The 15,844-nt window shown below is 71.2% G+C and carries 7 protein-coding genes; 2 read left to right on the forward strand and 5 right to left on the reverse strand.

Going from position 1 to position 15,844, the window contains the following annotated elements; translation table 11 throughout:
* Positions 1-19: 19 nt before the first annotated feature.
* The 5 genes from ABTY20_RS07115 to ABTY20_RS07135 all read right to left on the reverse strand — a co-directional run bounded on the left by ABTY20_RS07115 (position 20) and on the right by ABTY20_RS07135 (position 14,536).
* Positions 20-4,060, reverse strand: a complete 4,041-nt coding sequence (locus ABTY20_RS07115; protein ID WP_351995951.1) for an Eco57I restriction-modification methylase domain-containing protein — start codon at positions 4,058-4,060, stop codon at positions 20-22.
* Positions 4,061-4,932: 872 nt separating this feature from the next.
* On the reverse strand, positions 4,933-5,583 hold the full coding sequence (locus tag ABTY20_RS07120; protein WP_351995952.1) for a hypothetical protein: 651 nt from the start codon (positions 5,581-5,583) through the stop codon (positions 4,933-4,935).
* Positions 5,580-10,124, reverse strand: a complete 4,545-nt coding sequence (locus ABTY20_RS07125; RefSeq protein ID WP_502991757.1) for a DUF6531 domain-containing protein — start codon at positions 10,122-10,124, stop codon at positions 5,580-5,582. The genes ABTY20_RS07120 and ABTY20_RS07125 overlap by 4 nt, the downstream gene beginning before the upstream one ends.
* Before the next feature lie 308 nt (positions 10,125-10,432).
* Positions 10,433-13,216: a glycosyl hydrolase gene (locus ABTY20_RS07130; RefSeq protein ID WP_351995954.1), complete on the reverse strand. Its 2,784-nt coding sequence runs from the start codon at positions 13,214-13,216 to the stop codon at positions 10,433-10,435.
* 546 nt (positions 13,217-13,762) lie between these two features.
* Entirely contained in the window at positions 13,763-14,536 is a 774-nt protein-coding gene (locus ABTY20_RS07135) for an SDR family oxidoreductase (protein ID WP_351995955.1), read from the reverse strand.
* Between the two features lie 78 nt (positions 14,537-14,614).
* On the opposite strand from ABTY20_RS07135, the gene ABTY20_RS07140 reads away from it, so the two are divergent.
* Together ABTY20_RS07140 and ABTY20_RS07145 are read left to right on the forward strand one after the other, a co-directional pair.
* Positions 14,615-15,241, forward strand: coding sequence for a TetR/AcrR family transcriptional regulator (locus ABTY20_RS07140; protein WP_351995956.1), 627 nt, complete (start codon positions 14,615-14,617; stop codon positions 15,239-15,241).
* A 143-nt stretch (positions 15,242-15,384) separates the two neighbouring features.
* Positions 15,385-15,825, forward strand: coding sequence for a hypothetical protein (locus tag ABTY20_RS07145; protein ID WP_351995957.1), 441 nt, complete (start codon positions 15,385-15,387; stop codon positions 15,823-15,825).
* Positions 15,826-15,844 lie beyond the last annotated feature (19 nt).

Raw genomic sequence — 15,844 nt, forward strand, 5'->3', positions numbered from 1 at the left:
GGTCCGCCGACCCGCCGGGTCAGTCCGACTCGGGGTGGCGGGGGCCGTGGCCCGGGGGCGGTGTGAGGGCGGAGGTGTAGTTCTCGCCGTCGACCAGGGGGTTCTCCAAGGTGAGGCCGGCCTGCGCCATGCGGTCGTACTCGGCGAGGATCAGGTCCCTGGTGCGGTAGGTGCCGTGTTCGGCCTCGTCCTTGCGGCGGACGATGGGGAAGGTGCCGAGGATGTATTCGGCGTCCTCCCGGGAGATTCCGTAGAGGTGGAGGAAGAGCGCGTCCAGCTCGGCCCGGATCACCTCGCGGCGCGCCCCGTCCCAGCGGAAGGGGGCGCCGGTGTCGCCCAGGTCGGCGGCGAAGGATCCCATGTCGTAAGCGGTGTAGGTGAGTTCCAGTACGCGGGCCGTGACGAAAGCCAGGTGGGGCGCGAGCTGGTCAGGGCTCAGGACGGGGAACTGGTTGACGTAGAAGTAGTTGAAGTTCGTGCCCCCGATCTTCAGGCGGGCCACGTAGTCCAGGACGAAGGACGAGAGGTTCGCCAGCAGGGAGGGGAGCGCCTTGCCCGGACTGTTGAACCGCATGACCGGCGCGCTGTTGCCGACGGCGGCGACGGGGAGGGCGTACGGCGTGAAGCTGCGTTCGTTGGTCGGTGCCGTGATGGACGAGAAGGCCATCTGCCACCCGTTGGGCACGTGCGGGACCTCGCGTTCCGCGACCCAGGCGCTGGGCAGGGGCACGAAGTCGGGACGGGCGTAGTCGGCCGGTGCGGACGGAACGGGCTGGTTCAGCCGCTTCGTCGCCGTGGAGCTGCGCGCCACGGACGCCGCGCGATGGTCGAAGAACGAGCCCATCATGCCCTGGTAGAGCGGCAGCATCCGGTCCCCGTCCCGGGTGAAGACATTGCCCGTCAGCCGCCAGCCCTCGGCCTCCAGCGCCTCCCGGGTGTGGAAGAGGTGGGAGTCGTTGGACATGTCGAACATCCGCAGGAAGGACACGCCCCACGGATTGCCGTCCCGCGCGTTCTCCTCGACGAGGACGGGGACGCGACGGTAGATGCCCAGGGTGATCTCCGCGTCGCGGCGCGAACGGAACACCGGGCAGGTACCGGTGTTGGGGTTGAGGAGGGCGATCTCGTCCGGGGTGAGCCGGAACACCTTGCCCTGGTCGTCCAGTTCGGCCGGGTCGTGGAGGAAGAAGGCGAAGCGGGCGGCCGGTTCGCGCAGGGCGCGGCCGACCAGGGACAGGATGCAGAACTTCATGCTGGAGTGCACGGCCGGGAAGATGCCGTTGCGGTTCTCGAAGTCGTGGAGCGCAGCCAACGCGCCCGTGCCGACCAGGTCCCGGAAGAAGAACTGGGTCGTGGCGTCCGTGGCGATGCCCGTGGGGACGATCACACCCATGCGGCCGCGTGCACCCGTCAGTGTCCTGCCGGTCTCCGAGAAGACCGCGTAGGTGTTGATGTCGCCGCGGCCCGTGAGGGGATGGCGTCCGCTGCCGCGCAGGAAGTGGCTCTCGCCTTCCGCCTTGCGCTTGGCGGCCGCGAACTCGGCGTGGAGTCCCCGCGCGTCCGGGTCCTGCTTCAGGTCGGCGATCAGCTTCTTGCGGGCGGCCGCGCTCTTGGCCGTGGCGATCGCCGGGTCGCGCTGGGCGAAGAACTCCTGCTCCTGGAGCTTGACCCGCTCCCAGGGCGGGTTGCCCACCACGCAGTCGAAGCCGCCCGACCATCCCGTCGCCGAGTCGACTCCCGCGTCGGGGACGGAGAAGACCTCGGGGAACTCCAGGTGCCAGTGGAAGAAGCCGTAGCGCTTGCGCAGCCGTGCGATCTCCTCGTGGGTGGAGGAGGCCGGTGCCGCGTCGGCGGACGGGTCCTGGAGGGCGCGGAAGACGCTTTCGGTGACGGGTGGTGGTGCGTCGGCCGTCTTGCGCCAGACGAACGCCGCGCACCAGGCGTCCGCCACGTGCAGGGCCCGCACGTACTCCGCGGACTCGGACCAGCCCCGGTAGCCCGCCTCCTGCCGCCGTACGTCCGCGAGGGTGTCGGACCCGGCGTCCGTGATGCGGCGCAGCCCGGCCGCGAAGGCCGTGTTGGCGACCTTGATCTCCTCACCCAGGTCGAACAGCCCGGTCTGGCCGCCCTGTTCGAGCCGGTTCTGCTTCTCCAGGGACCTGGCGAACTTCCTGTCGTCGCCTTCGATCGGCTTGAAGGCAGCCTCGGGGATCCCGCCCCGGAGCAGTGCCGGCGTCGCTCCCATCAACGCGTTGCCCTGCTTCACGTGCGCGTCGAGGAAGCTCAGTGGTTTGCCCGGCTCCAGGGCCTCCAGCCACAAGGACACCTTGGCCAGATCCACGGCCATGGGGTTGAGGTCGACGCCGTAGACGCAGCGGGCGACGACCTCGTGCAGGGCGCGGCGCACCGCGTCCAGGGTGGGCTCCGGGTTGCGTTCCCGAACGGCCGCGACCTGCTTGGCGATACGGCGGGCCGCCGCCACCAGGAAGTGCCCGGATCCACAGGCCGGGTCGCACACCGTCAGCGAGAGGAGCTCGTCGACCACGGCCCCGGCCGGATCGGCGGCCCCCGACCGCGCCGCCGCCTCCTCGCCGCGCCGGACGGCATCCTTGATCACCGGGTCCAACGCGGAATCCAGCAGGCACTCGATGAGCGAGGACGGTGTGTAATAACTGCCCGTCGTCCTACGGGTGTTGCCCGCGGCCTCGACGAGTGCGAAGGTGCGGTCGGCCCTGCTGTACTCCGGCTCCAGCTCCAGCAGGGACTCGTACACCGAGCCCAGCTCCTCGGCGTCCAGGTGCCGGTAGTCCACCGCCCGCCGGCGGCCCGAGCCGCCGTCCCGGACCTGGGACAGGTGCCGTACGGCCGTCAGCAGCGCCTCGTTGGAGAGCTTCATGCCGTGCAGCGGCGCGTCCGTGTCCGTGTCGTCGAACAGGCCGCCGAGACCGGGGAGGCCCAGCTCGGGACGGCCCTCCTCGTCGCCCAGGGCCGTCAGGACGAGGCGCAGGGCCTCGTACAGGTCGGCGTGGGCCGTGCCCTGCCGCTTCCGGGCGTGGGCGCGCAGCCGGGCCGAGGAGAAGTACGTCTCGTACCGCTCGCGCGCCACCGGATCCGCATCGGGCGACAGCAGGGCGTCGCGGTCCTCCGCCACGAAGACGAACAGGAGCCGGTACACCAGGCGCAGCAGCGCCTTCTGCAAGGCCTTCGGACGGACGTCCTCACGGAGCGAGCCGTTCTCCGGGTGCCGCAGGAAGCCCGTGCCCAGGGCCGTGATCGCCTCCTGGACCCCCTTCCGCAGCTGGTCCAGCGCCCGTGTACCGGACACGACGGCCTCGGTCCGCCACTTCTCCAGCCGGCACGAGGACGGAGCCGCCCCCTCCGCCCCCTCGAACCGCGACACGTGCAGCAGCCGGTACAGCAGCACGAACTCGCTGAACAGCTCGCCGTCGAAGATCGCCTCCAGGTCGAACTCGACGTACGACGCCGTGGCCAGCGCGCTGGAGTCGCGCAGCAGCCGCACCTGGCGGCCGTTGGTGAGGACGCCCCACAGGTGTGCCTCTGCGCGGTTCAGGCACTCCTGGAGCATCGACTGGGGAGGGACCGTGCCCGCGCCGCCCGGCCGCTTGTCCAGCTCGGCGTTCCAGGCCACCTGGTGGATCAGGGCGTGGCCCCAGCGGTGGGAGACCGGGAACTTCTTCTCCGCGTCGGAGTCGGCCGTGATGCCCGCCGGGCCGACCGGCGTCAGCCGGCCGAAGCCCAGCTCCCGCCAGAGCGGCGCCAGCCAGTCGGTGCCGGCACGGCCCGTCGGGTCGCCGGCCGGGGCGCCCGTCCCCGGGTCCTCGGGGAGGTGGTCGCGGAGGTCGCGCCAGAGCGGCTTCAGGTACTCCCAGCTGCGCTCGGCCTCGTCGCGGACCGAGCACGAGGACGGCAGGCCGTAGTCGGCGGGCTCGGAGCCGACGACGCCCTTGCCCTCGGAGATGCGGAGCAGCATGTCGGCCGGCAGCAGGCCGCCGACGGTGTGGACGGCGGTGAACACCTGGTTGCGGGTGGTGGCGGACATCAAGCGGACACTCCAGCGGAAGCAGAGGAGGCGGAAGCGGGGACGGGGGAGGGGGCCGCGGGCAGGTGGACGTGGGCGCCGAGGACGGCAGCGGGCTTCCGTGCGGTGACGGACGGGCCGCGGAGGATCCCGCCGGAGGCGGCGCGCCCCGGCGGTGGGAGACTTCCGGCTCGACGGCCGGCTCGTCGCCGTACGACTCCGGGTACGGCGTCGCCCCGCCCGGTCGGTCCAGGATGCGGGTCGTCGTGCGTCCGCCGGACGCCGCGGCCGTGTTCTGCGTCGCCCGCGCCTGCAGTGGTTCCGCCGCCGGCTCCTGCGACAGCCACACCGCGTTCGGCGCCGCCACCGGTGTCGATCCGCGCACCCGCGCGGCTGCGCAGCGTCCTCTTGACGGCCGGGGTGCGCTCGGGGGCGCCCTGCGGGGCGCGCGGGTCCTCGGCGCGGTGCACCTCCCCCACGGTGCCTCGGCCGACGACCCGTCCGATGCGGAACCTGCCGCCGACCAGCTCCCGGCTCACTGCCCCTCGCTCCTTCGTCCCTCGTGCACGCCCCCGCGCCCGCCCTGCCCTGGTGGACGACACCCCCCGTGTGCCGCTGCGCCCGCCCATGGTGACAGAGGAGGAGCGGCGGCAGGCGCCACCGTACACGAGAGGTCGCCGGTTGGGTAGATGACTATCCGTTGACGTCATCAACGGGCTGGATCTGGTATGCGACCGGAGAGAGGTGCGGGATGGACCAATGGCGCGGTGATCTGCGGTCGACACCGGGACGACGTGACTTCCGGCCGACCGGACCGGTCCGGACCGGTCAGTGCCGGGCCCTTGCGCGTGCCAGGAACGCTCGGGTGCCGGTTCGGCCCGCAGGCCGCCCCCTCAGATGCCCCAGGGGTCCGGGTGCGGGACGGCTGTCGGGTCCTCGGACCACAGCAGGCGGGCCTCGATCTGGTCGCCGGTGAGACCGACGAGTCGTTCGACCGCCCAGCCGTTCCACTGCACGGCGCCGGGGAACTGCGGCAGACGGAAGGCCGGGAGGTGCGCGGGAAGGGCGTCCGTGCGGTACACCGCCTTCTTCACCTCGCCGTTCGTCTTCTTCGGCTTCGACGACCTGCGCAGGTCCAGGCAGTCGACCACCTGCTCGACGAGGAGGAGGTAGTACTCGTCCCCCCTCGAGCCGTCGATCTCGACGGGCACCAAGCCGCCGGCCGTGCGCAGCGCATCGGTTCCGAACTGATCGATGAGGCGTCGGCTGAGCAGGGGCGCGCCCGGATAACCGGAGGCGAAATCACCTTTGGGCCAACGCCGCTCTCCTGCCCAATCGGCGCGCAACCGGACGGGCCGGTCCTCCTCGGCCCCCAGACGTTGCCAGCGCTTGAGCTGACGCAGATCCCAGTTGTTCGGGTCGAGCTGCCGGTAGTCGGCCAGGCTCGGCAGAATCCGGTACACCGCCGGGCTCCTCTCCGAGATCTCGGCCATTGCGTCACCATCCGTGTTCGTCGTCGTGCCGAATGCGGCCTGTTCCTTCATGGCGCCGTCCATACCGCTCCAGGCCCTGGCTGTCCTCCTACCAGTTCCTTTTCGACCTGCTGCCCAATGGAGCGTAGTTCCCGGCGCAGTGCGCTGCGAATGGCGCGCGCGCCGTACCCGGCTTCCGTCATTGTCTCCGTCAGGTCGGTGAGCTGTGCGTTGAGGCGGAGCAGGAACTTCTTGCGGTGTGTGAAGTTGTGCGGCCGTGGATGCCCGAGTGGGATGCCGTTCACCGCGTCATTGACGTCGACGCCGTATCTCTCCAGCAGAGCCCGCGTATCCGCCGCCTTGTTGCGCTTCATGCCGGAGGGGACGAGGTGGGCGGCAGCCTGCCCCGGGCCCTTGGCCCGTCCCTCCCTCGCGAGGTTCTTCGCGAGCAGTTCGGCGTTCTCGGCACAGGTCAGGAGCCCCAGGTAGTCGAACCACGTCAGCGGGTTCGACGCGTAGGCCCGGGGATTGGGGCCCGCGTCCAGCCCCAACGGGTCCGCGCTGACGTAGGTGGTGGCGACCGGGTCGTAGTACCGCATGAAGTTGTAGTGGAGTTGCGACTCGGCGTCGGCGTACTGGCCGGGGAACCGCAGTGGAGTCGAGGCGCCGGAAGCCTCGTCCGCCATGAGACCCCACAGTGTGGCGTCCGCGCGCCACGCGATCTCGCCGTCCTCGGAGACGAGTTCGGTCGGGGTGCCCACGAGGTCGGTGACGATGGCGTAGAAGCGCTCGTCGACGACGTCCTGCGGCGCGTCGGCGAGGGAGGCACGCTCTGTTTGCACGATCGGTCGGATGCCGTCCCGTTCCCAGGTCAGCGTGGAGACCTCGGACGATCCCACGCGAGTCGTGACCTGCTCCACCAGGTGCGGGCCGTCCCAGGTGAAACGGATCTCCTCGGTCACGGTCCGCCCGTCGGCCGACAGCCGCTGTTTGGCGACGCGCCGGCCGAGAGGATCGTAGAGGTACCGCCACACCGTGCCGTCGGGTGTGACGACCGAGGTGAGCCGGTCGTCACCGTCCCAGGTGTAGCGCCAGATGTCCGCCTTGCGGGACAGTCTTGTCCTGCGGCGCAGTACGACCCGGCCCGCCGCGTCGTACTCGTAGTGGATTCCGCCCGCGCGCAGGATGCGAGTGCCCTGGTGAACACGTTCGCCCCGGCCTTCCGGCGTGGGGTGCCGGTCGGGCCAGAAGGCGCGGGTCTGGTTGTCGTGCGCGTCGTAGGCGTAGGACTCGGTCCACCCATCCGCGCGCACGCTGAGCACGCGGCCGGCGGGGTCGAGGTCGAAGGTGCGACGCCCGGATCCGCCCTCGGTGAGTGCGGTCACGTGGCCGTCCGCCCGGTAGGCGTAGGTCCGTTGCGTCACGGGGCGCGTACGTCCCGCGGCGGTCAGCTCCTGGACGGTCAGGCGGTCTCCGGTGTCCCAGCCCGAGGTGAGGACGAGGCCGGTGTCGAACCTCCTGTCGGTCTCACGCCCCAGGTGGTCACGAGCGAAGGTCAGGGTACGGCCGACGGTGGTGAGGGCGGTGCGCTGGCCGGCCCCGTCGTAGGCGTACCTGGTGACGGTGCCACTCGGAGTGGTCCGGGTGACTGGGCGGCCCACGGCGTCGTGGACCGTGGTGAGGGTCCGCCCGTCGACGTTCTCCGCGGTCACGCGTCCCGTCGCGTCGTAGACGTACGAGAGAGCGGCGTCGGGCCCGACCGCATGGACGAGGCGGCCGACCCGGTCGTGCCGGTAGGTGGTGACACGGTCGTCGAGTGCGGACGCCGTCTGGTTCCCGACCACGTCATAGGAGTACGTGGCTGTCTGCCCAACCGCGTTCGTTCGGCTCAGCAACTGGTGTGCGGCGTCGTAGGTGTAGGCGAGGGTCCGTCCGTCGAAGTCCGTCTCCGAGACCAGGTTGCCCACCGGGTCGTAGCGGTAGTCCCAGGTCAGCCCGCGCGAGTCGGCCACCTGCACCAGGCGCAGCTCGGCGTCGTGGGTGAAGGTGTGCCGCACGCCGTCCGGTGACGTGCGTGAGGTGAGCACGTCAAAGGCGCCGTAGGTGAAACGGGTGGTGCGCCCCAGCTTGTCCGCGTGGCTGACCTGGTTTCCCTCGCCGTCGTACGTCCAGTACTCCGATGTGCCGTCCGTATCCGTCAGCGAGGTGAGGAGGCCTTCCGTGGACCAGGTGCGACGTATCTCCCCGCCCAGCGGGTCGGTGACGACGCTGTTGTGCCCGAAGTGGTCGTACGCATAGGTGATCACAGCTCCGAGAGGGTCGACCGCGGAGGTCGGCTGTCCGGCCGGGTTGTTGGTGAAGCGGTACACGGCGCCGGCGGCGTCCGTGAGAGATGCCAGTGCGCCCGAGGGGTCGCGGGTGAACCTGGTGGTGGCGCCGTCCGCGGCGGTCACCGAGACACAGTTGCCGTATTCGTCCCACTCCTGCCGCAGAATCGCACCGTCGTACTCGGTGACTTCGACCGGAAGCCCCAGGTCGTTGTAGCGGGTCGTCGAGACGGAGCCGTCGGGCAGCCGCACGGACGTCAGCCGTCCCGCCTCGTCCCATTCCAGCTGCAGAACCCGCCCGAGCTGGTCGGTACGGCGGATCAGACGGTCCCGGTCGTCCCACTCCTGGACGACCGTGTGTCCGAGCGCGTCGGTCTCCTCGACGAGCTGGCAGGCGTCGTTGAACCGATAGTGCGTGGAATGTCCCAGCGAGTCCACGGCGACCGTACGACGGGCAGGACTGTCGTAGGTGAAGGTGTAGTCGAGGAACCCGTCTTTGCCCTGGCCGGCCACACAGCGGCCGCTGCCGTCGTACTCGAAGCGGTACCAGACGCCGTTGCGGTCCTCCCAGCGGGTGATGCGTCTGTTGTCGTCATACGCGAACCGGAGAGGCAGACCAGAGGAGTTGTACACGGCGGAGAGATCGCCGCGATGGTCGTAGCCGTACCGGACCAGGGTCGGCTGTTCGGGGTGGCTCCGCAGAGCGAGCTCGGTGATCCGATGGTTCTCGCAGGTCACACCGATGCGGTAACCACCATGATGGGCGATCTCCTCGGGCGTGCCGTCCGCCCGGTAGGTCACGGCGATGGTGTTGCCGTTGCGGTCACGGATCGATGCGAGGAGCAGCTCGGCGGCCGAGCGCCCGGGCAGGGGCCGGAAGTGCATGCGGTGTCCCGTCTCGGTCCGGAGCACGACCATCTCGCCCTCGGCCGTGCCGTCCCAGCTCAACGGCCACTGGGGACCGGTGACGGGCAGGACCGGGGCGTCCGCGTCCGGAACGGGGTAGTGCAGCACCATGCCGTCGTCCGCCGCGAACCGTACCCCGTCGGCGTCCAGCACCAGTCGCTGGTCGAGCGTGCAGGTCCAACTGGGCCCCAGGAGGCGGCCGCTGCGTGTACGGCTGCGATGGTGCCGTTCCAAAGACAGGGGCAGCACACCGTCCAGCGTCACGTCAGTGGCGGACATGACCATCTCTCCGGTGGCCAGATCGACCGGGTCGCCACGCGTGATGAGCTTCCTCATCTGTCGACTGAGGGCGCTGGTGCTCCTGCCGAGGCCCTTGACGCCGAGGGCCATGCCCTTGAGGCCGGTCTTGCCGAGCGCCTTGAGGCCCTTGGCGAGGCCGCCGAGGGTGGTCAGGCCCTTCATGCCGGGGATGCAGTCGAGTGCGGCCAGTCCCACGTCCCACAGGGACGCCTGGCCCTTGCTGTATTTGTAGAGGGTGTCGGCGAGCACGACGAGGGCGGCGATGAGGACGATCGCGCCGAGGATCGGCCCACCGATGATCATGGCGACGATGCCGACGACCGCCACCACGATCTTGCAGACGGCGACGATGCTGTCCCAGTTGTCGGTGACCCAGTCGCCGATCTCCTCCCACCACGAGCGGTTCTGGATCCCGGCGTCGGAGGCCTCGTCGATCCTCGACCTGGCGTCCCGGGCGGCCTCCTCGCGCATCGCCCGGGCGTCGGCGGCCATCTTCTTCGCCGCCGCGAGCGCGTCCTGCGCGGCGGAGACGTCCGACTGCGCCTTGGACTGGGCGGACCTGGCGCTCTGCACGTCCCGGGCCGCGGCCCGCACCTTCGCCTCGTCCGGCCTGTCCGCGTCCGACCTCGACCCCGTGGGGTCGTCCTTGTACTTGTCGGCCTCCTTCGTCGCCCGCCCCACCCAGGACTCCGCCGAGGCGAGCTTCGACTGCGCCGAGGACAGGTCCGCCCGCGCCGCGCGGGCCTTCGCCAGCGCCTTGTCGGCCAGCGCCTGGGCGCGTTCCAGCTTCGGCCAGTAGTCCGCGAGCGCGTCCCCGCACAGCGCGTAGGACTTCTCCAGCTTCCTGAGGTTCTTGGGAACGCCGGAGAACTCCTCCTTGAACACCTCGGCCGACTTGCCCGCCCACTCCGCCAGCGCCCCTTCACCGGCCATCCCCTTCACCAGGCGCAGTGCCTCGGAGACGTCGTCGGCGAAGTCGTGCAGGAACCTGGCGAGCTTGCGCACCCGCTCCGGGTCACCGGGGGTCGGGTCCCTGTCCAGGTCAAGGACATGCCAATCACTCGGCCGATGACCCACCATCCCGCAACCCCCGTCACCCGCACATCGGCAACACCCGTACGCACGCGCGAACCTATCGGGCATGACAGTTCGACGGAAAGGCCAGGCCGCCGCTCCTCAGGAACGCCGCCGCCGCAGGGTCCGCCGGGCGTCCCCCACCGCCCAGCGGGCGCGGCGGGCGGCGAGCCGTTCATCGGTGCCGACCCGTACGGCCTGCAGGACCGGCTCCGCTTCTCCGGCGGCGCCGTGCCGGCGGCCGGCACCGTGGACGGGAAGCGGTCCGGCGGGGACCGGTCGGACGCCGGTCCCCGCCGTAGGCCTGTGGCGGTTCAGCTGTAGGGGATGACCAGCACGGACTTGTCCGTGCCCGTCTGGAGCTTCGAGGTGCCGTTGCCGATGGCGCTCCACACCTCGAGGCGCACGGTGCCGCCCTTGAGGTCGCCCGGCGTTCCCGTGGACGCCTTGAGGCCGCGGGCCTGGGTGTACTCCTCCCATCCGGTGACCGGGTCGGTCGCGAAGTAGTGGTACGTCTCGGTCCGGTCGAAGCTGCCGTCGCCGGTGAAGTCGTAGCTGATCCGGGCCTGCTGGCCCAGCCCGACCGCGGTGCCCGCGTCCACCTGGAGCCGGAAGGCGGTCTGCGCGCCCGGGGCGAGCGTGCCGTTGACGCCGCGTACCTCGTAGACGAGGGGCTGGTACGGGGTGCCGTCGTGGTTGGCGCCGCCGGCGGAGGCGACGGTGTCGCTGCCCGCCGTGCCGCCGGTGGCCGTGGTCAGGGTGCCGCCGCTGCGCAGCTGGAAGGTGTTGCCGGTCGGCGGCTCGGGGTCGGGATCGGGGTCGGGGTCCGTGGATCCGGTTCCCGTGCCGGTCGCCGTGGAACGGGCGGGCACGGACAGGGTCCTGCCGTCGGAGAAGGTCACGGTGCGGGCCGTCGAGCCGTGGTTGTGGGCCGCGTAGGTGCGGGTCGTTCCCTTGGTGAAGACGGCGGAGGTGGGGATGTCACCGGTCACGGTGGCGTCCGGGGCGCCGAGGGTGTCGAGGGTGGTGAGCCAGTGGTAGGTGTGCGCCTTCGACTCGCCCTCCTCCGGGGTGTAGCCGGCGTGGCCCGCGTCCCACTTCGCCTTGGCCGTACCCGGGTCGGCGAGGGACTGGAACTCCCAGAGGATGTCGCGCCATTCGACGGCCGGGCCGCCGTTCTCCCGCTCCATCTCGGCGATGTTGCGCCGGATCGCGGCCTTCTCGCCGCCGAGGTGGAGCGATCCGCCGGTCACCGGCAGGACGTTGATGCCGTGGATCTCCTCGGGGTTGGCGGTCCACCAGGTGGAGTAGGCGGCGCCGCTGCCCCACACCATGCCGGCCGTGTCGTGGCCGAACGAGGACGGGAAGACCTGCTCGTCGGCGTCGAACCAGTACTGGGCGATCGACTCCGACTCGGTGGTCAGCAGGAAGGCGCCGAGGTCGCGCAGCGAGGTGTCGCCGGTCGCGGAGCCCCACAGGACGAGGGCGGCGCTGAGGTTGGTGGACTCGGAGGAGGACTCCTGGTTGTTGCCGGCGGCGAAGCCCTGGTGCCCGGAGGCCCAGCTGTGGCCCGCGTAGACGTCGAAGCCGCGCAGGAAGGGGAAGGCGGTGTCGGTGCGGCTGGGGTTGGCGGTGTCCCGTACGAGGGTCTTCACCATGCCGCCCCAGGCGGAGTCGGCGGCCCACGCCGGGTCGTACTGGGCGACGACCGCCGCCGCGTAGACGTAGTAGCCGTAGTGGAAGTGGTGGTCGTTCAGCTCGGTGTCGCTGCCGTAGGAGGCGGGGTAACCGGTGAGCGTCTTCCAGTCCTTGTCGTAGCTGAACCCGTTCGCGCCCCCGGCCGTGAACCAGTCCTGGAGCTTGCCCTTCATCAGGCCGAGCATCCGGTCGCGGACGGCGGTCTCACCGATCTGGTCGGCCACCGGGACGAGCTGGGCGAGGCGGCCGAGGGCCTTGCCGGTCCAGTAGGTGTCGGCGGCCCCGGAGAAGGGGTCGGAGGCGTTCACGACCTCGTTCAGGTAGCCGCGCAGCCGGGCGGCGTCCACGCCGTTCGACCTGGGCAGCGCGGGCAGTACCGCCGCCGCCTTCTGGCGCGTGGTGAAGGAGGCCGACTCGCGGACCTTCATGGTGCCGCGCGGGGAGACGTAGGTGTAGGAGGTCAGGGGGTCCGTGGTGTTCAGCCACTGGTGGCGGTAGAGGGCCTGGAGCGTGCCGCGCTCGGTGCCCTCCTTCGCCTCGGTGGTGAGCGTGTAGGTGGCCCCGACGGTGCCCCCGGTGTAGCTCCAGGTCACCTTGGAGCCGGTGACGAAGCTGTAGGCGTACTTCTTGAACGTCGCCAGCGCGCCGGTGGACGGCAGCACGGCGACGGAGAAGTAGTCCTTGGAACCGAGATCCGCGGTGACGGTGGAGCCGGCGACGTTCCAGTCGCTGCCGGTCGGCGCGAAGAGGGCGTAGTGGTGTCCGGCGACGGTGATGCCGAGGACGTTGCCCTGGTCGGCGAAGACGGTGGGCGCGCCGGCGGTGGTGATCTGGGCGTTGCCGCCGGAGCCCTTGGCGTACACGAACGGGGAGCCGTGGCCGATGGTGGTGCGCAGGGTGCGGGCGCCGTCGGACCAGTAGGGGGTGACCGTCCAGTCGGACCAGTCGTCGGCCTTGGTGTCGGGGGAGTTGAGGCCGGTCAGTCCGATGGTGAGGTCGCGCTTGTGGGCGTACTCGTACTGGCGGCCGTCACCGACGATCGAGGGGGTCGTCGGGTAGCCGACGTCGAGTCCGCCGGCCGTGGCCTGGTAGGTGAGAGGGTGCCCGTACATGGGGGTCGAGTACGGGTTGTCGCCGTAGCGCTGGAAGGCCAGGGAGGACCACCAGTCGTTGGTGGGCACGGGCCGGTTCCTGGCGGCCGCGGTCACCTTGGGCGTGACCGGCGTTCCCGTGTTGGTGGTGGGGCCCGACGTGCCGGAGGGCCGGGTGTCGGAGTAACTGCCGGAGCCTACGGGGACGGTGGCGGCGGCCGCCGGTGTGGCGGCCGGGCCCAGGCCGACGGCGGCGAGGGCCGAGGCCAGCAGCAGAACGGTTGCCGGTCTGGTGCGTGGGGATGGCATGCGTCACCTCAAGTCGTGACAGGAAAAGGTTCTGAGAGCGCTCTCAGATGGCCGGAACGTAAAGCCCATGTAATGCACGTGTCAATGGCTTGAACACGGCGGGTACGTTCCGGACCCGTCAACCGTCAGGTCTTCGCGTCTCGCCCGGGGCCGAGGCCGGGGCGGGGCCAGAGCCGGGGCCGGGGCCGGGGCGTGGCCGCGAAGCGGGGGCGCGGGCACCGGCTGCCCGGGGAGCGGCGTCCACGTCCTCGGCCCGCCGTGTCCGTGCCGGCGCCGGCCCGGTCCATCGCCGTCGCCCGGCTGCGGGAACGGATCGCGGAGCGGGGAAGGACATCGGTGCGCCGCCTCCTCACTCCTGACCCGGGGCCCGGAGGACGCGGGGCGCGCACCGGCCGACGCGCGGACACCGGACTCGGGTGCTCCCCTCACCCCGCTCCCCACGGGCGGCCCGCCCCCACGACCCGCCGCGGGAAGCGCCGCGTGCGCTCCTGCCGCGGGGCGCCGAAGACCTGCTCGGCGGGGCGCGCCCGCCCGGGGGGAGAGGGCTCACAGCCCGGAACCGCCCGTCGCGTCGATCACCTGCCCGGTCACCCAGCGTGCGTCGTCGGAGGCCAGGAAGGCCACGACGTCGGCCACGTCGTCCGGCTGCCCGACCCGGCCCAGCGCGGCCAGGGAGGCCGCGCGGGCCTCGGCTTCCGGATCGCCGCGCAGCCAGCCGGCGTTGACGTCCGTGTCGATCACACCGGGTGCCACCGAGTTCACCGTGATGCCCCGGGGGCCCAGTTCCTTGGCGAGCGTGAGGGTGAAGGTGTCGAGGGCCCCCTTGGTGGCGCCGTAGGCCATGATCTCCGGCATGGCGATACGGGTCACACCGCTGGAGATGTTGATGATCCGGCCCCCGTCGCGCAGCCGCTTCAACCCCTGCTGGACGATGAAGAACGGCGCGCGGACGTTCACGGCGAAGACCTGGTCGAATCCCTCCTCGGTCAGGGAGGGGAGATCCGGGCTACGGCCGATGCCGGCGTTGTTGACGATGACGTCGACGCCCCCGTCGGGCGCGTACTCGCCCGCGTGGGCGTCGAAGGCGGCCCACAGGGAGGCCGCGTCGCCGTGCCGGCCCAGCTCCGCCCGCAGTGCGAAGGCGCGGCCCCCGTCCTTCCGGATGTGCTCCACGACCCCCCGCGCCGCCGCCGCGTCGCGGGCGTAGGCGACCGCGACGACGGCGCCGTCCCGGCCGAGCCGTTGCGCGATGGCCCGGCCGATGCCACGGCTGCCGCCGGTGACCAGTGCGACCTTGCCCTCAAGTGCACGTGTGCCCATGGCTGGTGACCACTCCTTCGATTTTTGAGTGATTGCTCAAAAAACAAGGTAGCAGGCTTCTTGAGCGAGTGCTCTAAAATGAGGGACGTGAATGACACGGGTGCCAGGCGAGGCAGACCGCGGGCGTTCGACCGCACCGCGGCACTGACGGCGGCCACCCGCCTGTTCTGGGAGCGCGGCTACGAGGCCACCTCCATCGGTGACCTGACCGAGGCGATGGGCATCAGGCCCGGCAGCCTGTACGCGGCTTTCGGGGACAAGAAGTCCCTGTTCCAGGAGGCCGTGCGCCACTACGGCCGCTCACCCGCCGGCGCGTTCATGAGCGTCGCCCTGGCGGAGGAGCCCACGGCCCGCGGCGCGTTCGGCCGCATCCTGAGGGAGGCGGCGGTCATCTACCCCGACCCCTCCCACCCGGCCGGCTGCCTGACCATCAGCGCGGCCACCAACGTCACTCCGCAGGACGCCGGGATCGAGGCGTTCCTGCGCGACCTGCGCAACGAGAACCTGGCCGCCTTCGAAGCACGCCTGCGCGGTGCGCAGCGGACGGGCGAGCTGCCGCCCACGGCCGACCCCGGATCGCTGGCCGCGTACTTCGCCGCGGTCATCCAGGGCATGTCACAGCGCGCCCGGGACGGAGCCACGGCGGCCGAGCTGGCCGAAACCGCCGAACTGGCGCTCAACGCGTGGCCCGTGCCCGGGCGCTGACCGCCCCGGTGGGCCGGTGCGGTCGCGCGCGGGGCACTTCCGTCACCCGCCCTCGGACACGGCATGCGCGCCCACCGTGCGTCCAAGGACCTCCCGGGACCGCGGTGGAGAGCACCGGTGCCGGGACTCGTAGCCTTCTGATCATGGCCGACATCCACGAACTCCAGCTCACGCTCGACCTGCCGGGCTCGCTCCCGCCGCGGGACCTCGCCCTGCTCCGCTGGCACCTGGGGGAGGAGGGCGGCCGGCAGGACGACGGGTACGCGTACCCCCTCTGGAGGGACCGGGGGCCGGCGCTGCGGATCGGGGGCGCGCTGGTCGGGGAGCTGTGCTCCGACGGGCCGCAGTGGGCGCTGACCGTGCGGCAGGAGGCGCATCCCGACGAGTTCGACGACCTGCGCCGGATGGTGCTGTGGCTCGGCGCCCGTACGACGACCGTGGGCACCGTCGGGTACCTCCGCTTCCACGAGTCCCACGTCCCCGACGTGCTGGTCGCGGAGGCGGGAGCCGTCCGCGGCGCGGTCCTGCGGGTGGAGAAGGTCCTCGAGTCGGCGACCGAGGTGATCCCCGGCCCCTCCGCGTGAACACGGGTCGGCCCGGGAA

Source organism: Streptomyces sp. NPDC126497 (assembly GCF_040302425.1).
In the GTDB taxonomy this organism is placed as follows: Bacteria; Actinomycetota; Actinomycetes; order Streptomycetales; family Streptomycetaceae; genus Streptomyces.